This is a genomic window from Microvirga sp. P4_A5, assembly GCF_056402495.1.
In genome coordinates, this window is sequence record NZ_JBFUHH010000001.1 from 52,243 (window position 1) to 70,961 (window position 18,719).

General features: G+C 66.4%; 18 protein-coding genes. 8 read left to right on the plus strand and 10 right to left on the minus strand.

Features of this window, described 5'->3' with window-relative positions; translation table 11 throughout:
• Positions 1-74 precede the first annotated feature (74 nt).
• Entirely contained in the window at positions 75-1,097 is a 1,023-nt protein-coding gene (locus AC1DVM_RS00285) for an MBL fold metallo-hydrolase (protein WP_477250982.1), read from the plus strand.
• Here the strand turns inward: AC1DVM_RS00285 and AC1DVM_RS00290 are convergent.
• The gene (locus tag AC1DVM_RS00290) at positions 1,094-1,843 is read right to left on the minus strand and encodes a GyrI-like domain-containing protein (protein ID WP_477250984.1); all 750 of its coding nucleotides are present in this window, start codon (positions 1,841-1,843) and stop codon (positions 1,094-1,096) included. The genes AC1DVM_RS00285 and AC1DVM_RS00290 overlap by 4 nt on opposite strands.
• Positions 1,844-2,029: 186 nt before the next feature.
• Here AC1DVM_RS00290 and dapF point away from each other — a divergent pair, with 186 nt between their 5' ends.
• Positions 2,030-2,911: a diaminopimelate epimerase gene (gene dapF, locus AC1DVM_RS00295; RefSeq protein ID WP_477250986.1), complete on the plus strand. Its 882-nt coding sequence runs from the start codon at positions 2,030-2,032 to the stop codon at positions 2,909-2,911.
• Positions 2,911-4,164: a tRNA (N(6)-L-threonylcarbamoyladenosine(37)-C(2))-methylthiotransferase MtaB gene (gene mtaB, locus AC1DVM_RS00300; protein ID WP_477250987.1), complete on the plus strand. Its 1,254-nt coding sequence runs from the start codon at positions 2,911-2,913 to the stop codon at positions 4,162-4,164. The genes dapF and mtaB overlap by 1 nt, the downstream gene beginning before the upstream one ends.
• Positions 4,165-4,179: 15 nt before the next feature.
• Here mtaB and AC1DVM_RS00305 read toward each other — a convergent pair whose 3' ends face one another.
• Together AC1DVM_RS00305 and AC1DVM_RS00310 are read right to left on the minus strand one after the other, a co-directional pair.
• On the minus strand, positions 4,180-4,665 hold the full coding sequence (locus AC1DVM_RS00305) for a pyridoxamine 5'-phosphate oxidase family protein (protein WP_477250988.1): 486 nt from the start codon (positions 4,663-4,665) through the stop codon (positions 4,180-4,182).
• A gap of 63 nt (positions 4,666-4,728) precedes the next feature.
• Positions 4,729-5,409 (minus strand): RluA family pseudouridine synthase, encoded by a 681-nt coding sequence (locus AC1DVM_RS00310; RefSeq protein ID WP_477250989.1) that lies wholly within the window; start codon positions 5,407-5,409, stop codon positions 4,729-4,731.
• A 71-nt stretch (positions 5,410-5,480) separates the two neighbouring features.
• On the opposite strand from AC1DVM_RS00310, the gene ftsY reads away from it, so the two are divergent.
• Positions 5,481-6,740, plus strand: coding sequence for a signal recognition particle-docking protein FtsY (gene ftsY / locus AC1DVM_RS00315; RefSeq protein ID WP_477250991.1), 1,260 nt, complete (start codon positions 5,481-5,483; stop codon positions 6,738-6,740).
• A 102-nt stretch (positions 6,741-6,842) separates the two neighbouring features.
• Positions 6,843-7,436: a septation protein A gene (locus AC1DVM_RS00320; protein WP_477250992.1), complete on the plus strand. Its 594-nt coding sequence runs from the start codon at positions 6,843-6,845 to the stop codon at positions 7,434-7,436.
• A 7-nt stretch (positions 7,437-7,443) separates the two neighbouring features.
• Here the strand turns inward: AC1DVM_RS00320 and AC1DVM_RS00325 are convergent, their stop codons facing one another.
• The gene (locus AC1DVM_RS00325) at positions 7,444-8,820 is read right to left on the minus strand and encodes an adenylate/guanylate cyclase domain-containing protein (RefSeq protein WP_477251347.1); all 1,377 of its coding nucleotides are present in this window, start codon (positions 8,818-8,820) and stop codon (positions 7,444-7,446) included.
• A 104-nt stretch (positions 8,821-8,924) separates the two neighbouring features.
• Between AC1DVM_RS00325 and AC1DVM_RS00330 the strand changes: the two genes are divergently transcribed.
• A complete protein-coding gene (locus tag AC1DVM_RS00330; protein WP_477250994.1) occupies positions 8,925-9,413 on the plus strand; it encodes a YaiI/YqxD family protein in 489 nt (162 codons plus the stop codon).
• On the opposite strand, the gene AC1DVM_RS00335 is transcribed toward AC1DVM_RS00330, so the two are convergent.
• Genes AC1DVM_RS00335 through AC1DVM_RS00345 form a run of 3 tightly spaced genes read right to left on the minus strand, consistent with a single transcriptional unit; the run spans position 9,379 to position 10,879 of the window.
• Positions 9,379-9,969, minus strand: a complete 591-nt coding sequence (locus tag AC1DVM_RS00335; protein WP_477250996.1) for a DsbE family thiol:disulfide interchange protein — start codon at positions 9,967-9,969, stop codon at positions 9,379-9,381. The two genes, AC1DVM_RS00330 and AC1DVM_RS00335, sit on opposite strands and share 35 nt — an antisense overlap.
• Positions 9,966-10,133 (minus strand): heme exporter protein CcmD, encoded by a 168-nt coding sequence (ccmD, locus tag AC1DVM_RS00340; RefSeq protein WP_477250998.1) that lies wholly within the window; start codon positions 10,131-10,133, stop codon positions 9,966-9,968. The genes AC1DVM_RS00335 and ccmD overlap by 4 nt, the downstream gene beginning before the upstream one ends.
• A gap of 5 nt (positions 10,134-10,138) precedes the next feature.
• On the minus strand, positions 10,139-10,879 hold the full coding sequence (locus tag AC1DVM_RS00345; RefSeq protein WP_477250999.1) for a heme ABC transporter permease: 741 nt from the start codon (positions 10,877-10,879) through the stop codon (positions 10,139-10,141).
• A 284-nt stretch (positions 10,880-11,163) separates the two neighbouring features.
• Here AC1DVM_RS00345 and AC1DVM_RS00350 point away from each other — a divergent pair, with 284 nt between their 5' ends.
• Positions 11,164-12,150, plus strand: a complete 987-nt coding sequence (locus AC1DVM_RS00350) for a M23 family metallopeptidase (RefSeq protein WP_477251001.1) — start codon at positions 11,164-11,166, stop codon at positions 12,148-12,150.
• A 429-nt stretch (positions 12,151-12,579) separates the two neighbouring features.
• Here the strand turns inward: AC1DVM_RS00350 and ccmB are convergent, their stop codons facing one another.
• Positions 12,580-13,251: a heme exporter protein CcmB gene (gene ccmB / locus AC1DVM_RS00355; protein WP_477251003.1), complete on the minus strand. Its 672-nt coding sequence runs from the start codon at positions 13,249-13,251 to the stop codon at positions 12,580-12,582.
• Positions 13,248-13,868, minus strand: coding sequence for a heme ABC exporter ATP-binding protein CcmA (gene ccmA, locus AC1DVM_RS00360; RefSeq protein ID WP_477251004.1), 621 nt, complete (start codon positions 13,866-13,868; stop codon positions 13,248-13,250). Before ccmA ends, ccmB begins: the two co-directional genes overlap by 4 nt.
• 222 nt (positions 13,869-14,090) lie before the next feature.
• On the opposite strand from ccmA, the gene acnA reads away from it, so the two are divergent.
• Positions 14,091-16,796 carry an aconitate hydratase AcnA gene (gene acnA, locus AC1DVM_RS00365; protein ID WP_477251006.1) on the plus strand — a complete coding sequence of 902 codons (2,706 nt, stop codon included), beginning with the start codon at positions 14,091-14,093 and terminating at the stop codon, positions 16,794-16,796.
• 81 nt (positions 16,797-16,877) lie between these two features.
• Here the strand turns inward: acnA and AC1DVM_RS00370 are convergent, their stop codons facing one another.
• On the minus strand, positions 16,878-18,719 hold the full coding sequence (locus AC1DVM_RS00370; RefSeq protein ID WP_477251008.1) for a cadherin repeat domain-containing protein: 1,842 nt from the start codon (positions 18,717-18,719) through the stop codon (positions 16,878-16,880).

Sequence of the window (18,719 nt, forward strand, 5' to 3'; positions counted from 1 at the left end):
AAAACGCCGCGGAACCCCTTGCGGACCCGAACCGCGATCGCCACGCTTCTCGAGCTGTCGAAAGAAGAAGACCAATGAGCCGCCGCCTGTCCCGAAGACTTCTGGCCCTGCAAGGCCTCGTGCGCCCGAAAGCCTATTACGGCGGCCCGGTCAGCGACCATTTCGACGGGTTGCGCTTCCATCTTCCCGCCCAGCCGAGGGACAAGAAACTCGCCGACCTGCTGCGATGGCGATTCGCGGGCGGCAGGAAGGCGTGGCCCGAAAGCTTTCCGAGCCCGTTCGCCGACAAGCCTCCGGCGACGTTCGCGGGCCTGCGCACCGCCCTCATCGGCCATGCGTCGTTTCTCGTTCAGGTGGCGGACCGCAATATCCTGATCGATCCCGTCTTCGCCGACCGCGCAAGCCCGTTCGGCTTTACCGGCCCGAAGCGCGTCAACCCGCCCGGAATCGCCTTCGCGGATCTGCCCGTGATCCACACGGTGCTGCTCACGCACAACCATTACGATCACCTGGACCTCGCGGCGCTCGATCGCCTGTGGCGGCGCGACCGTCCCCACATCGTGGCGCCGCTCGGCAACGATACGATCGTCAAGGCGCGGCATCCCGACATCGCGGTCGAGACGCGGGATTGGGGGGAGGCGGTGGATCTGGGCCACGGGATCTCGGCGCATCTGCTGCCGGCTTATCACTGGTCCGCGCGCGGGCTCGGCGACCGGCGCATGGCCCTGTGGTGCGCGTTCGCGCTCACGACGCCCAGCGGCACGATCTACCATGTGGGCGATACCGGCTTCGGCGACGGCCGCATCTTCGCGGACATGCGCGAGCGCTTCGGCGCGCCGCTCGTGGCGCATCTGCCCATCGGAGCCTATGAGCCGCGCTGGTTCATGGAGCCCCAGCACATCAATCCGGGCGATGCCGTGCGGGTTCTCGACATCGTCGGCGCCAGGCAGGCGCTCGGCCATCACTGGGGCACGTTCCGGCTCACCGACGAGGGCATCGAGGAGCCGGTGGCGGATCTCGCGGCGGCGATGGAATCCGCCGGCATCCCGCCGCAGCGGTTTCTCGCGCTGCGGCCGGGTGAGGTGTGGCGGGCCTAGTCCTTCGGCTGGACGTAGATGTTCACTTCGAGATCCGCATCGGTCGCGTCCTTCATCTCCGACACATATTCCTCGATGAAGGCGTCGCGGGCGACGATGTCCTTGGCGTCCAGATAGGCGGTGATCGTCTCGTAGGTGCCGTCGATTTCCTCGTACGCGTCCTTGTGAACGAAGCGGAACGCCTTGCCTTCGGGCGTCCGGCCGAACTTGATCTCCGGTGTCAACTCGCTCTTGCCCTCCGGCACGGCGGCGATCGGGATCATCGCCTCGTAGCGGAAACCCTGATCGTCGGTGTGGACGAACACCGTCAGCGGCTTGCCCGTGGGCGTGATGCCTGCGCGCGCGAGTTCGGCCTCGATCCGGGCGAACACGCCCTTGAGGTTGTCGAAGGCCTGTTCCCAGTTGCTGATGCCGGCGATGATCGCGGCGGGTTTTCCCGGCAGCGTCACCTCTTCCACATTGGTCGGATCGCCCGGATTGGGCGCGAGCGTCGTGCGGGTGCCCGGGGCAATCGTGGGGGCAGTTGCCGCAGGCGGGGTCGGTGAGGGAGCGGGCGCGGCCGGTGCGCTCACGGCGGGCGGAATCTGTGCCTGCGGGACGGGCGCGGCCTGCCCCGGCAGGATCACCGGCGCGGGTGCGATGGTGGGAACGAGCGCGTCCACCGAGCCCGAAGGGGGCGTCTGCGCCAGGGACAGGCCCGGGCTGAGAGCAGCCAGCAGGCAAAAAACACTCAAACGGAGCCGCATCGGGGCCTCTCAACGAATCACCACGTCATTGCGACGCACCATAGAGGCGTTTCTGTGTATCCGCGAGGCCGGCACGATGGCGCGAAGGGGTCGAAATTGCGGGTTTCGCCCCGGCGCCCCGATCCGATGAGCGCGGGAGCACCGACCCCCCTCGCGGTCATGGGGATTTTGCGCCATATACGGCCCATGAGCGCCCTCGCGAATTGCCGTTTTCTCAAGATGAACGGTCTCGGCAACGAGATCACCGTGCTGGACCTGCGCGGCTCGCCCCTGCGCGTCAGCGCGGCCGAGGCCCGCGCCATCGCGGCCGAACCGCGCTCGCATTTCGATCAGCTCATGGTGCTGCACGACCCCGTGACCCTTGGCACCCAGGCCTTCATGCGCATCTACAACACCGACGGCACGGAATCCGGCGCTTGCGGCAACGGCACCCGCTGCGTCGCCTGGGCGATGATGAGCGACCCGGTCATGGGAAGCGGTGCCTCGGACGCGCTGGCGCTGGAAACGAAGGCCGGATTGCTGCCGGTCGACCGGGTCGCCGACCGCGTTTTCACTGTGGATATGGGCGAGCCGCGTTTCGCCCACGATGAGATCCCGCTCGCCCGGGCATTCGCGGACACCCGGGAAATCGCGGTTGATCCCGTCCCGGGCGCGCCGGAGCTGCGGGGCCCCTCGGCGGTGAGCATGGGCAATCCCCACGCCATCTTCTGGGTCACGGACGCGGCCGCCTACGACCTGTCGCGGATCGGCCCGATCGTCGAGAACGATCCGGTCTTCCCCGAGCGCGCCAATATCTCTCTGGCGCAGGTTCTCTCGCCGGAGCACATCCTCCTCCATGTGTGGGAGCGCGGCGCCGGGCTCACCCGCGCCTGCGGGTCGGCTGCCTGCGCGACGGTCGTGGCGGCCGCCCGAAAGGGCCTGACGGGCCGGGGCGCCATCGTCACGCTGCCGGGTGGCGACCTGACGATCGCGTGGCGCGAGACGGACGGCCATGTGCTGATGACCGGGCCGGTGGAACTCGAACACGAGGGCGTGTTCGCGCCGGCGCTCTTCGCGGGCGCCGCCTGATGAGCGTCGACATCGTCACGTTCGGATGCCGGTTGAACATCGCCGAATCGGAAGCGATGCAGCGTCATGCGGAAGCGGCGGGTTTATCCGACATCGTCATCGTCAATACCTGCGCGGTGACGGCGGAAGCCTCCCGCCAGGCACGCCAGTCGATCCGCCGCATCGCCCGCGAAAAGCCCGGCACGCGGATCGTCGTCACCGGCTGCGGCGCGCAGGTGGAGGCGCAGACCTTCGCGGCCATGCCGGAAGTAGCTCAGGTCATCGGCAACGACGAAAAGATGAAGGCCGAGACGTTTCGCAACCTGCACGATTTCGGCATCGGCGAGAGCGAAAAGATCCTCGTCAACGACATCATGGCAGTGAAGGAAACGGCGCTTCATCTCTTCGATGGCATGCGCGGCCACACGCGCGCTTTCGTGCAGGTGCAGAACGGCTGCGATCACCGTTGCACTTTCTGCATCATCCCGTTCGGACGCGGCAATTCCCGCTCGGTGCCCATGGGCGCGGTGGTGGAGCAGGTGCGTAATCTCGTCGGCCACGGATCGCGCGAGGTCGTGCTGACCGGCGTCGACATCACCAGCTATGGCCGCGATCTTGCCGGAGAACCGACGCTCGGCGCATTGGTCAAGAGCCTGCTGCGCCATGTGCCGGAACTCGAGCGCCTGCGCATCTCGTCCATCGATTCGGTGGAAGCCGATGAGGACCTGTTCGACGCCATCGCCAATGAGCCGCGCCTGATGCCGCATCTGCACCTGTCACTGCAGGCAGGCGACGACATGGTGCTGAAGCGCATGAAGCGCCGGCATTCGCGCACCGAGGCGATCGCATTCTGCGACCGCGTGCGGCGGCTTCGGCCCGACATGGTGTTCGGCGCCGACATCATCGCGGGTTTTCCGACCGAAACCGACGCGATGTTCGCGCGATCCCTCGACATCGTGGAGGAATGCGGTCTCACCCATCTCCACGTCTTCCCGTTCTCGCCCCGCCCCGGCACCCCGGCGGCGCGCATGCCCGCCGTCCCCCGCGACGTGGTGAAGGAGCGCGCGAGGCGTCTGCGTCACAAGGGCGACGTAGCGCTGAAGGCTCATCTCGATGGCGAAATCGGCCGGCAGCGCCAGGTGCTGATCGAGCTCAATCAGCTCGGCCGCACCGAGGCCTTCACGCCGGTCCGGTTTTCATCGCCCGTCACGCGGGGCGACCTGCGGACGGTGACGATCGTGGGCCATGATGGAAAGCAGCTGCTGGCGGCGTGAGGAGAGCCCGCAAGCTCAACCCAGCCTGACCTCCGCGACCTTATCTTTGTAATCCTTCTTGGGGTCGATCCCGAGCAGCATCTTCACGCCGGCCACCAGGTTGTGCTCGTCGAGCCAGATCTCGGCCCGTTCGGCGTCGAGGCGCAAAAGCGCGAGCTTCGGATCGTCCTTGCCGCCCTCGTACCAGGCGGCGACGAAGCGGTTCCACAGGCGGTCGACATTCGCCCGATCCGTGTCGACGGAAAGCCGGCCGTGCAGCGTCGCGAAAAGATCGTGCCCTTTGGAGGCGAAGCTTGCCACCGCGCGGCTGTCGTCACGGGTCGCCTTGTAGAGCTCGCCGTCTTTCGAGGTGAAGAACCAGATCGGGCTTCGGTCGTCCTCGAATTGCGCGGTCATCGGCCGTGTGTGACCTTCCTCCACGCCGTCGATCCCGAGCATCATCGTCATGTCGGAACGCAGGGCCTTCCAGAATTTGGCTTCGAGTTCTTGCGGCGTCGCCATGTGGGCATTCTCCATGTTGCCCATGGCTAACAGGCTGCGGGTGCGCCGGTTCCGCTAAGTGATTCAGGCGCCGCCCGCGGCCGCCACGCGCTCTCGCATATGCGGAGGAAGCGGCGCCTCGACGACGATCGCCGGCTTCTTCGGAGAAAGCGGCACCGTCACGCTGCGGGCGTGGAGATGCAGGCCCGGCCCATGGAAACGCGGCGCATGGCCGTAGATCGTGTCGCCGAGGATCGGAAAGCCCGATGCGGCGCAATGGACCCGGAGCTGGTGGGTGCGGCCGGTGATGGGCCGCAATTCGAGAAGAGTCTGTCCACCGGCGCTTCGCCCCAGCACCTTCCAGCGGGTCAGCGAGGGCTGGCCTTTCGGGTCGACCTTCATCCACCAGCCGCGATCGGGCGATTTCGGCGCGAGGGCGAAATCGATCTCGCCCTCGTTCTCCGTCGGTCCGCCTTCCACCACGGCCCAATAGACCTTGTCGACGGCATTCTGGCGGAAGAGGTCGTTCAGCCGCGCCAGCGCTTTCGGGTGGCGGCCGAGGATCAGGCAGCCGGACGTATCCTTGTCGAGGCGGTGGGCGGCCTCCGGGCGGCGCGGCAAACCGTAGCGCAGGGCATCGAGGTGGTGAGTGAGCGTCTCACCGCCCTTGGGCCCCGGATGCACCGGCAATCCGGCGGGCTTGTCGATCACGAGCATCAGGGCATCGCGATAGAGCACCCTCGATACTATCTCTTCCGCATTCATGAGGCCTCGGCTATCGAGGCTTCTTCGCGAAGTAAAGTCCCGCACACCAACCAAAGAGGCGCCGACACCCCATGGCGGACAGCAAGCCCGACAAGCCCGGATTTTTCTCGCGTCTGTTCGGCCGCCCGGTCGACGACGAGGCGAAACCGGCCGAGCCGTCCGTCGTCGAGACACCGATCCCGACTGAGCCCGGTCCGGGGCAGCCCGGGCTCGATTTCAGCAATGCGGTCACCCATCCGGCGGTGCCCGAGCCGGTCGCCACGCCCCTGTCGCCGGAGATGGCGGCGCCGCCCGTGGCCCCGGAGGTCGCGGGGGCCGATCTTCAGCCCATCGAGGAGCCTGTGGGGAGAGAGGCCCTCGCACCCCTCGCGCCGGTCCCGCCCGGCCTGACGCCGCCTGCCGCCGGTCCGCAAAGCTGGTGGCAGCGGCTCTCCCACGGCATGAAGCGGACCTCGTCCTCCCTGTCGGAGAGCGTCACCGGGTTGTTCACCAAGCGCAAGCTCGACCACGCCACGCTGGAGGAGCTGGAGGACGCGCTGGTACGCGCCGATCTCGGGGTCGCCACTGCGCTTCGCATCACCGAGGCGGTCTCGGCCGGCCGCTACGACAAGGAAATCGCCCCCGAGGAGGTGAAGGCGATCCTCGCCCGCGAGGTCGAAAAGGCCCTCGAGCGCGTCGCCGTCCCGCTGGTGGTCGACCGTTCGACGAAGCCCTACGTGATCCTGATGGTGGGCGTGAACGGCGCCGGCAAGACCACCACCATCGGCAAGTTGTCGCAGAAATTCCGCCAGCAGGGCTTGAGCGTGATGCTCGCTGCCGGCGACACCTTCCGCGCCGCCGCCATCGAGCAGTTGAAGGTCTGGGGCGAGCGCGTCGGCGCGCCCGTCGTCGCCCGGGCGCAAGGGTCGGACGCGGCGGGCCTTGCCTTCGACGCCTTGGTGGAGGCGAAGGCCGCGGGGTCGGACGTGCTCATCATCGACACCGCGGGACGTCTGCAGAACAAGGCCGGCCTCATGGCGGAGCTCGAGAAGATCGTGCGCGTGCTGAAGAAGGGCGACCAGAACCTGCCCCATGCCACGCTGCTGGTGCTCGACGCCACGGTCGGCCAGAACGCGTTGAGCCAGGTCGAGCTTTTCCAGAAGATCGCCGGGGTCACCGGGCTGGTGATGACCAAGCTCGACGGCACGGCGCGCGGCGGCATCCTGGTGGCGCTGGCGGCGAAATTCGGCCTGCCCGTGCATTTCATCGGCGTGGGCGAGGGGGTTGAGGATCTGGAGCCCTTCGCGGCTCGCGATTTCGCCCGCGCCATCGCCGGTTTGGAGAATGGATGAGCGCGCTCTCTTCCCCTCCCCGCAAGGGGGAGGGAAGCCGCGCTGTTCTGGCGCCGTCGCGGCCATATCCACATCCCCCGAACTTGCTGTAAAAGACCCCGCATGACCGAACCCAAACGCCTTCCGCCGCTCCTCAAGCTGGTGCTCGAACTCGGGCCGCTGGCGCTGTTCTTCATCGCCAATGCCTATTCGGATCGCTTCGGCTTCGCGGACGACCAGCGCATCTATGCGGCGACCGGATTGTTCATCGTCGCGACGCTGGTGGCCCTCGCCATCAGCTATGCGCTGATCGGCAAGTTGCCGATCATGCCGATGGTGTCCGGTGTCGTCGTGCTGGTGTTCGGCGGACTGACTCTGGCGCTGCAGAACGACGTGTTCATCAAGCTGAAGCCCACCATCGTCAACACGCTGTTCGGCGTGGTGCTGCTGGGCGGTCTCTATTTTCGCCGGAACCTGCTGCAGGTCGTGCTCGACAGCGTGTTCGAACTCACCGACGAGGGCTGGCGCAAGCTCACCTTCCGCTGGGCGCTGTTCTTCTTCGCGCTCGCGGCGCTCAACGAGATCGTGTGGCGCACGCAGACGACGGATTTCTGGGTGAGCTTCAAGGTGCTGGGCATCATGCCGCTCACCATCGTGTTCGCGCTGGCGCAGACGCCGCTGCTGATGCGCTACGACGCCAGCAAGAAGGAAGCGTAAGCCTCCTCTACGACCCGCCCGCCTTTAGCCCCATCAGCACGATCTTGCGGGTGACGCCGGGAAGGGGAGGGCACGGGACCTCGGTCCACAGGTCCTCTTCCCCGGCGGCCATCACCGCATCCAGCGAGACGAGGCAGTCGCATTCGACCGCCTTGGTGGCCTGCTCGATCCGGGCCGTGGTGTTGACCGCCTCGCCCAGCACGGTGAATTCGAGCCGGTCCTCGTCCCCCACCACGCCGCAGAACATCTCGCCCGTGTGAATGCCGATGCCGATGCGAAGCGGGGGCTCGAACCCGCGCTTGGCGTTCCAGCGTTCGGTGAGGTCGAGAAGCGTGCGGCCGCAGGCGAGCGCCCGGGCGGCGTCATCGGGTCGGGCCTCGGGTACGCCAAACAAAATCAGCGCGCCGTCTCCGGTAAACTTGTCGATCATGCCGCCATGCAGCGCCGCCGCCCTGATGACCCGGCGGCGGAACGACGCGATGAAGATCGCAAGCCGCGTCGGGTCCATGTTTTCGCCGAGCGTCGACGAATCGCGGATATCGACGAACAGGAGCGTGGCGGTGATCCGCTTTCCGGCGCGCAGGGCGTCGAAGGCGCGGTCCGACAGGATCGGCGCAAGCTCGCGCGGCAGGTAGCGGGTGAGATTGACGCGCAAGGTGGTCTCGCGCACCGCCCGTTCCAGCAGCAGGCGTCCCTGCCGGGCGACGAGGATGAGGATCAGCGCGGCGGCCAGCACCATCATGACGCGCACGAGATTGGCTTGCGGCGAGAAGAACCCGCCGAGCTCGCCGGAATCGGTGGCCGTCTCCCGCGATCCCATCAGGGGTTCGCCGAAAGCCAGGAACGACAGCCCGATCACGTAGACGGCCGCCACATAGATCTGCAGCCGCGGCTGGTAGTGGATCGCGGCGGCCGCCATGGTGATCGGCACCACCCACACGACCGGAAAGGCCGAAAAGAGATCGCCCTCCAGGCCGATGCCCCAATGCGAATAGGCGAGGTTGCCCAGGACCAGCATCGCATCGATGGTGGCGATGACCGCCGGCAGTTTCTCGACCGCGATTCGACGCGAGGCCAGCCAAGCTCCGGCCCAGCCGAGCGCGCCAAAGAGCGTGAGCGTCAGCGTCGCGGCGCGTATCTGCTTGGTCGCCGCGGGCGACATGTCGAGGCCCGCGGTCACGGCCAGCACGGTGAGCATGAGAAGCGCCGCCACCACCATGCGCGCCATGCCGGCCCGGCGCAGGGCCGCCACGTCGGCCTCGCGGATCAGGCGTTGGGTCGATTCGCTGATCTGGGTCGTGGTGCGCAGATGCCGGAGCGACATCCACGCCGACGCGATCCGCGGCCGCAGGGCGGCGCGTTTGGGGGAGCCCGGTGGCGGCATCACGATCGGGAAAGCTTTCTCAAACGGTCGGCCCCTCGCCTGATTTCGCCAGACGTGTCATTGCATTCTGCCGAAACACGACGCGGCAGGAGCCCGCATTATCGATGACCGCCATCCTTCAAGCCATCGAAATCTACGTGGATGCGGATGCGTGCCCGGTCAAGCCCGAGATCTACCGGGTGGCCGAGCGGCACCGGATCAAGGTGCTCGTGGTGGCGAACAGCTTCATCAACGTGCCGCGCGAACCGCTGGTGGAGCGCGTCCTCGTCGGTTCGGGCTTCGATGCGGCGGATGACTGGATCGCCGAACGGGCCCGGCGCGGCGCCATCGTGGTGACGGCGGATATCCCGCTGGCGAGCCGCTGCGTGAAGGCGGGCGCCGACGTGATCGGCCCGACCGGCCGCCCGTTCTCCGAGGCCTCCATCGGCATGGCGCTGGCGACCCGCAACCTCATGGAGGACCTGCGCGCCATGGGCGACGTCTCGGGTGGGCCGAAACCGTTTTCCCCGAAGGATCGCTCGGCTTTCCTCAGCGCCCTCGACGTGGCGATCGTCAGGCTCAGGCGGGCGGGATTTCCTTCAGGCGCGCCTTGAAGGCCGGCATCGTCTCAGGCGTCAGCGGGCCGATATGCTTGTGGCGGATGGTCCCGTCCGGGCCGACGATGAAGGTCTCCGGCACCCCGTAGACGCCCCAATCGATGGAGGCGCGGCCCTTCGGGTCGGTGCCCACCGCCGCATAGGGATTGCCCAGCGCCCCGAGGAAACGGCGGGCATTGTCGGGGTCGTCGCGCTGGTTGATGCCGACCACGCGGATCGACTTGTCCTTGGCGAGCTCCACCAGGAACGGATGTTCCTGCCGGCAGGGGCCGCACCACGACGCCCACACGTTCACCACCGTCACGCGGCCCTTGAGATCCGCATCCGAGAGCCCCGGGACCGGCTGCCCGTCGGCGGTCAATCCTTCGAGAGGCGCCAGCGTGAAGGCGGGGGCGGGCCGGTTGATCAGCGCCGAGGGCACCTGGCCGGGGTCGCCGCCGCCGAGGCGGAAGACGAACAGCAGCGCGAGGCCGAGGAAGATTCCCACCGGCAGCAGAAACAGCAGGCGCGCCGTCCTGGCCTTGGGGAGCGCCTCCGGTGCATCGTTCGTCATGATGCGGGATTCCGGCGCGCCGAGCGCCGACCGGCCCCGCGGGCTTCGAGTTCGGCGAGATTGCGCTTCTGCAGGCGGAAATCGACGATCGCGCGGACGATCAGGCCCGCGACGATCAGAAGCGTCACCCCATAGGCTCCGGCGATGAAGACGGCGTGCTGCATGATCTTCAGGCCGCCTGCGCGTCGAGGCGCTCGGCCTCGAGAATGGTGAGGGTGCGGACCCGGCGGCGCAGGATCTCCGTGCGCATGCCTGAGAGATGCAGGCAGATCCCCAGAAGCGTGAAGGCCAGCGCCATGATGAGGAGCGGCACTAGCATCGAGGGGTGGATGGTCGGTCCGCCGAGGCGGAACACGGAGGCGGGCTGATGCAGGGTGTTCCACCAATCCACCGAGAACTTGACGATCGGCACATTGACGGCGCCCACGAGGGTGAGGATCGACACCGCGCGGGCCGCACGGTTCGGCTCCTCGATGGCACGCCAGAGCGCGAGAATCCCGCCATAGATCAGAAGCATGACCAGCATGGAGGTGAGCCGGGCGTCCCATTGCCAATAGGTGCCCCACATGGGCTTGCCCCAGAGCGAACCGGTGACGAGGCAGATCAGCGTGAAAGCGGCCCCGATAGGCGCGGCCGCTTTCTGGGAGACATCGGCGAGCGGGTGACGCCAGACGAGGGTGCCCAGCGCCGAGGCCGCCATGATCATGTAGAAGAACAGGCCGAGCCAGGCCGCCGGCACATGGATGTACATGATGCGCACCGTCTCGCCCTGCTGGTAATCCGCCGGCGAGCCGAACCACACGAGATAAAGGCCGAGTGCCAGCAGCAGGGCGGTCGCCCCCGACAGCCACGGCAGCAGGATGCCGCTGAGGCGCATGAAGCGGGTCGGGTTGGCGAGATCGCGGATCATGAGGCTCGATGTAGCGGGCCTGCGGCGCGCCTGCAACGTGAGGATTGCCGCAAGGTGGGTTGGTGTTTTCCCCTCCCCCTTGCGGGAAGGGGCAGGGGTGGGGTGGTCGGGCTGGGTTCGGCGCAAATCCGATGTCGCACCAGCGTCGCGTGGAAAAAGACCCCGGCGGCGCTCCAGCCCCGCGACTCCCACCCTCGATCCCTCCCCGCAAGGGGGAGGGACGACGCCTCCTTCAAACCGCCATACCATCCGCTATGCTGGCGCATCTTTGTTACGGAGCGACCATGCGTGTTTTGCCGTTAAGCCTCCTCTTCCCGCTACTCGTCGCGCCCGCATTCGGGCAGGACATCAGCTTGCGCCTGCCGGTTGCCTGCGAGGTCGGAAAGACCTGCTTCATCCAGCATTACGTAGACCGCGATCCGTCTCCGGCCGCGCAGGATTACCAATGTGGCTCGCTCACCTATGAGGGCCACACCGGCACCGATATCCGCATCCCCACCATGGCGGCGCAGAAAGCCGGCGTGAACGTGCTGGCGGCGGCGGACGGCAAGGTCCTGCGGGTGCGCGACGGCGTCGAGGACGCGTCGATCGCGGGCCGCGACCGGGCGGGCGTCGACAACGTCGAATGCGGCAACGGCGCGGTGGTGGATCATGGCGGAGGCTGGGAAACCCAGTATTGCCACATGGCCCGGGCCAGTCTCGCGGTGAAGCCCGGCGATACCGTGAAGGCCGGCGACGCGCTCGGCCGGGTGGGTTTGTCGGGCCTGACGGAGTTCCCCCATCTCCACTTCACGCTGCGCAAGGACGGCCAGGTGGTCGATCCCTTCGCGTTCGGCGCGGAAGCGAAATCCTGCGGTGGCGGAACGTCCCTGTGGGACGCGGCCACGAAAACGGCCTTCGCCTACCGCGCCGGCAGCGTCCTGAACAAGGGCTTCGCCCCCGGCCCCGTCACCATGCCGGCGGTGGAATCCGGCGAGACGGAAGCGGCGGTTCCGAACACCCGTTCGCCCGCTTTGGTCGCCTATGTGCGGGCCATCGGGCTGAGAGGCGGCGACCTGCAGGTCCTGACCCTGGCGGACCCGGACGGCAAGTTACTCGCCGAGAACAAGCCGGCGGCCCTCGATCGCGACAAGGCGCAATGGATGCTGTTCTCAGGCGTCAAAAGCCCGCCGGGGGGCTTCCGGCCGGGCCTCTACCGAGCGACCTACAGGGTGCTGCGCGACGGCAAGCCGGCGATCGACCAGGCGTTTGCGATCGAACTCCGACCCTGAACCAAGAGCTACTTCATTTCGCACATCTCGACGATCACTTTAACGGTGCAATTCTTGCCTCGGCATATGCTTCTTGCAACCTGGCCAGGCTTCAATTCCGAGATGTCGTAGTGACCCTGGGGCGCTTGATAGAGGACGAGGTAGGCTTGTCACAGGTATTCTCGAAAAAAATAGGCCGATGTCCCGGCCCGCCGGCAGCCTGGCGAGACTTCGGCGCCGGCCGTGCACAGCCGCAGGGTTGCGCATGGGCCAATGTCGCTGCCATCAGAAAGGCGGGCGTGAGAATCAGGCCGGCGAGTAGGGATTTCGGAAGCATCGGTCTCATCCAAGCTGCCCCTGTCAAAACCCAAGGGCAGCCGATCGTTCGCCTCTCCTGTCCGGCAGGTGTCGGAGCACACGCGGTGGCGTCGGATGCAGCCGGACGCGCCTTTATTCCGCCGAGCGCAACGCTGCCGCCGCCCCGAACGTGCCGACCACCGCCGCGATCAGCGACAGAGCGATGAGGATCAGGAACGGGGTCAGAAACGGCACCGTGCCGCCGAGCGCGGCGTTCGCGGCCGAGACGCCGAAGATCAGGGTCGGGATCATGAAGGGCAGCACGATGATGGCGAGGATCAGCCCGCCGCGCCGGAGCGACGCCGTGAGCGCTGCCCCGATGGCGCCGATGAAGGTGAGGGCGGGCGTTCCCACCAGAAGCGTCGCCACCATGGCGAGCATGCCTTCGGGCGTCAGCGCCACTAGCAGACCGAAGAGCGGGGCCGCGAGGGACAGCGGGAGGCCGGTGACTAGCCAATGGGCCAGCACCTTGGCCAGCACCACCACTTCGAGCGGGGCGGGCGAAAGCCGCAGGAGGTCGAGCGACCCGTCCTCCTGGTCGGCCTGAAACAGCCGGTCGAGGCCGATGAGGGTCGCGAGCAGCGCGGCGATCCACAGGATGGCGGGGCCGATGCGGGCCAGCAGGTTGAGATCCGGCCCCAGCGCGAACGGCATCAGAGTGACGATGGCGAGGAAGAACACCAGGCTCATGGTGCCGGACCCGCCGACCCGCGCCGCGAGTTTGAGGTCGCGCAGCAGCAGGGCCCGGAAAGAAGAGCCGGTCACGCGAGCGTCTCCGGCGCCTTCGCGCGCTCGATGGTGAGTTCCTGCGCATCGCGCAGGCCGAGGGGCGCGTGGGTCGTGGCGATGACGATGCCGCCGCCGGCGCGGTGCGTCTCGATCAAGCCCCGCAAGGTCGCCTGCGACGCGGTATCGAGCGCCGCGCTCGGCTCGTCCAGCAGCCAGAGCGGACGGTGGGCCACGAGGAGTCGCGCCAACGCCACCCGCCGCCTTTGGCCGGCCGACAGATAGGCGACCGGCAGATGAAGCGCGTGGGCAAGGCCGACTTCCGTCAGGGCCTCGGCGGGAGACATCGCCGGATCGCCCAGGAAGTCGCGGGCAAAAGCCAGGTTTTCGCCGGCGCTCAGGGCGGATTTCAGCGCCTCCCGGTGGCCCACATAATGAAGGCATTCGGCAAGCATCCGTTCGCCCGCATCGTCCAGCCGGATCGCGCCCGCGGCGGATCTCAGCCGCCCGCRGAGAATCTCCAGAAGGGAGGATTTGCCGGCACCGTTGCGTCCCAGCACCATCAGCGCATCGCGCGGCCCGAGGGCGAACGATACGCCCTCGAAGATGCGGCGCTCTCCTCGTTCGCAAGCCAGATTTTCGACGCTCAGACGCAACCGCCAGACCCCTGCCGTGATTCCACCCCAGAATGGTTCTAAACCGTGTAGCGGGGTCGCTTGAAATGATCTATATCACGGTCGGCTGCGCCGCGCGCCAAGCGTCCAACCCGCTTCAGCGCGCCTATCTACCCCCATCCGGGCACCCCCGGAGCGGCGCGCGCTTACCGCGCTTTCGGCCGAACAACCTGTTCGTAACCCAAATGCACGCGAGGATTCGCCGTGACGCTCTCAAACAGTTTCAACGCCCGCCAGACCCTGAAAGTCGGCGACAAGTCTTACGAATATTTCTCGCTTCCGGAGGCCGAAAAGAACGGCCTCAAGGGCATCTCGAAGCTTCCCTTCTCCATGAAGGTGCTGCTCGAGAACCTGCTGCGCTTCGAGGACGGCCGCACCGTCACCAAGGCCGATATCGAGGCCATCGCCGCCTGGGTCGATAACCGCGGCAAGGCCGAAAAGGAAATCGCCTACCGGCCGGCCCGCGTGCTGATGCAGGATTTCACCGGCGTCCCCGCCGTGGTCGATCTCGCGGCCATGCGCGACGCCATGAAGAATCTCGGCGGCGACCCGCGCAAGATCAATCCGCTGGTACCGGTCGACCTCGTCATCGACCACTCGGTGATCGTCGACGAATTCGGCACGCCGCAGGCGTTCGACCGCAACGTGGAGCTGGAATACCAGCGCAATGGCGAGCGGTACCGCTTCCTGAAATGGGGCAAGTCCGCCTTCGAGAACTTCTCCGTCGTTCCCCCCGGCACCGGCATCTGCCACCAGGTCAATCTCGAATTCCTGTCGCAGACCGTCTGGACCCGCAAGGATCCGGCGACCGGCATCGAAACCGCCTATCCCGACACGCTGGTGGGCACCGATTCGCACACCACCATGGTCAACGGCCTCGCGGTTCTCGGCTGGGGCGTCGGCGGCATCGAGGCTGAGGCCGCGATGCTCGGCCAGCCGGTCTCGATGCTGATCCCCGAAGTCATCGGCTTCAAGCTCACCGGCCGCTTACGCGAAGGCATGACGGCGACCGACCTCGTGCTCACCGTCACGCAGATGCTGCGCAAGAAGGGCGTGGTGGGCAAGTTCGTCGAATTCTTCGGCCCCGGCCTCAACGACATGACGGTCGCCGACCGCGCCACCATCGGCAACATGGCGCCCGAATACGGCGCCACCTGCGGCTTCTTCCCGATCGATAGCCGCGCCATCGACTATCTCCGGACCACCAGCCGCACCGACGAGCGCATCGCGCTGGTCGAGGCCTACGCCAAGGCGCAGGGCATGTGGCGCACCGCCGAGACCGCCGATCCGGTGTTCTCGGACATGCTCGAACTCGATCTCGACAACGTGGTGCCGTCGCTTGCCGGTCCCAAGCGTCCGCAGGATCGCGTCACCCTCGACACCGCGAAGGCGGAATTCGGCATCGCGATGGACAAGGAATTCCGCAAGGCCGGCGAGATCCACAAGCGCGTCAAGGTCGAAGGGGCGAATTTCGATCTCGGTCATGGCGACGTGGTGATCGCCGCCATCACGTCCTGCACCAACACGTCGAACCCGAGCGTGATGATCGGCGCCGGGCTCCTCGCCCGCAACGCGGTCGCCAAGGGCCTGAAGTCGAAGCCGTGGGTGAAGACCTCCCTCGCGCCGGGCTCGCAGATCGTCGAGGAGTATTTCCGCAAGGCCGGTCTGCAGAAGGATCTCGACGCGCTCGGCTTCAACCTCGTGGGCTTCGGCTGCACCACCTGCATCGGCAATTCCGGCCCGCTGCCGGAGAACGTCTCGAAGGCGATCAACGACAACGATCTCGTCGCCGCCTCCGTGCTGTCGGGCAACCGCAACTTCGAAGGCCGCGTGAACCCGGACGTGCGCGCGAACTATCTCGCGTCGCCTCCTCTCGTCGTCGCCTATGCGCTGGCCGGATCCATGTACGTGGACATCTCCAAGGACCCGCTCGGCACGGGATCCGACGGCAAGCCCGTCTACCTCCGGGACATCTGGCCGTCTTCGGCGGAAATCCAGGACTTCATCGACCGCACGATCACCAGCGAACTCTTCAAGAGCCGCTACAGCGACGTGTTCACCGGCGACGACAACTGGAAGGCCGTGACGGTCGACGAGGGCCTGAACTTCAAGTGGGACATGGGTTCGACCTATGTGCAGAACCCACCCTATTTCGAGGGCATGACCAAGGATCCGAAGGCCATCAAGGATATCGCCAATGCGCGCATCCTCGGCCTCTTCCTCGATTCGATCACCACCGACCACATCTCGCCGGCCGGCAACATCCGCGCCAATTCGCCGGCGGGCAAATATCTCCTCGACCATCAGGTGGCGGTCGCGGACTTCAACCAATACGGCACGCGCCGCGGCAACCATGAAATCATGATGCGCGGCACCTTCGCCAATATCCGCATCAAGAACCAGATGGTGCGCGACGAGGCCGGCAACGTGGTCGAGGGCGGCTATACCATCCACCAGCCGTCCGGCGAGCGGATGTTCATCTACGATGCGGCCATGCGCTACCAACAAGAGGGCGTTCCGCTGATCGTGCTGGCCGGCAAGGAATACGGCACCGGCTCGTCGCGCGACTGGGCCGCGAAAGGCACGAACCTCCTCGGCGTCCGCGCCGTGGTGGCCGAGAGCTTCGAGCGCATCCACCGCTCGAACCTCGTCGGCATGGGGGTCGCGCCCTTCGTGTTCGAGGGCGATACGTCATGGACGTCGCTCGGGCTGAAAGGCGACGAGACGATCACCATCCACGGTCTCGCCGAAGGCCTGACGCCGCGCAAGCGCATGGAGATGGAAATCACCTCCGCGGACGGCCGCGTGCAGAAGGTGCCGCTGGTCTGCCGCATCGACACGCTCGACGAGCTGGAATATTTCCGCCACGGCGGAATTCTCCAATACGTGCTGCGGCAGCTCGCGGCGTAACGCGGGCACGACAGAGAGACGAAAAAGCCCGCCTCCCGATAGCGAGAGGCGGGCTTTTTCTTGTAAGGAGCGGACGAGCGTTCAGGTGATGAAGAAATCGCCGTTCGAGATCGCCTTGAGGCTTTTCGACAGGGTGGCGATCTGGACCTGGGCCGCATCGCCGTTGCCGTCCGGGTCGTAGAACAAGGCGCCGGTCTTCTTGTTGTAGATCACCCGGTCGTTGGCGTCGTGCGCATCCGTGCCGGCATGGAACGCGCTCTTTTTCAGCATGCCCTTCTTGCCGATCTTGGAAAACGCCGACTTCGCCAGATACATCGTATCGTCCGCCACGTTGAAATCGACGATCTTGTCGAGGTTGGTCTTCTTGTTCGGCTTCGAATCGAACACGAAGATGTCGAGGCCGGAGCCGCCCCACATCGTGTCCCGGCCCTTGCCGCCGCACAGCCGGTCGTTTCCGGCTTCGCCCCGCAGACGGTCATTGCCCGAAAGGCCCCAGATGGCGTCATTGCCGCCGGCCCCGGTGAGAGCGTCGGCACGGGGCGTGCCGTAGAGCGTCAGGCCACCGTCCGTGGGATCCCCGGTTGACGAGCCGCCGTGCTGCTCGGCTCGATCCGTCACCGTGACGGTGAATTCCTTGGTGGTCTCGGCCCCATACGCATCCGTCGCTTTGACGATGATGGTGTGCCGCGCGTGGGTCTCGAAATCCAGGGGACCGGTGATCACGATCTTGGCGCCCTCGATGGCAAACGGACCTGTCGTTGAGTCGAGGCTGTACGTGATGGCATCCCGCTCCCCGTCACGGGCGGAAAGCCCCGACAGGATGGTGCCGACCGCGGCGTTCTCGGCCACGATCTGATTGGACATCTTGATGTCAAAAGGCGCCGTATTGGTGAGGGCGATGGTCGTGTCGGAGAATTTGAGGAGGCGAATATCCCTCAGCACATCCCTTCCGTCTCGACCGCCGTGCGAATCAGCGACCGTGACGGTCCCATCCGCATTGGTCGTGACGGCGTAGTCGATCCTCTTCCCGGCAAAGGTCACGGTATCGCTGCCGCCGCCGCCCGTGATGATATCGTCGCCGCCGTTGCCCGTGATCGTGTTGTCGAACCGGTCCCCGCTCAGGCGATCCGAACCGTTGCCGCTCCAGATGTTTTCGATGCCGTGCAGTGTGTCCTTTCCCTGACCCGTCTCCTGCGCCGTCGAAACCGCGAGATCGACTGTCAGATCGGCGCCGCCGGTATAGATCGCGGTGTCGATTCCGGCGCCGCCGTAAAGGTCATCGTCGCCCGCGCCGCCATAGAAAATTGCGTTGCCATCGCCGCCATATCCGAGGTCGTCGCCGTCCCCGAGGTCGATGACGCCGGTCGCTTGTCCGCCGCCGCCCTGATATTGATCGTCGCCGTTTCCGAGCACGACGGCACCTTCCACGCGACCGGTGTTTCGGATGAAATCGTCGCCGCTCCCTCCTTGGATCGCAGCGTCCCCGCCTCTGATGGTTCCGCTATTGTGGATCGTCGTCCGGCCCGCGGTGCTCGCGGTGTCGAGCACCTGCACGCCCATGCTGTCACCCTCGATCAGGCCCTTATTGCTCACTGACGTATAGGCGTTGCCAACGATCCCCCGTCCGTCGGACGAGATCGTGCCCTGGTTGTCGATGGAGCCTTGTATTCCGAAGTTTACGGCGACATCGCGCCCGAAAACTGTCGCTCCCACTCCGACTGTGACAGTGGCGACCTGGAGCGAAATCGCGGTGCCGAATGTCCCGGTGGTATGGACGATGCCTTGCACCTCGACGCTGCGGCCACTTCCCTGAATGCAAGGACCGTCGACCGCGATCTCTCCTGAGGCGGTAATGGTGGCCGTTTCGCCACTGAGAAGGCTCAATGTCGTTTCGCGCTTTCCGTCGACACGATGGTCAGCCAT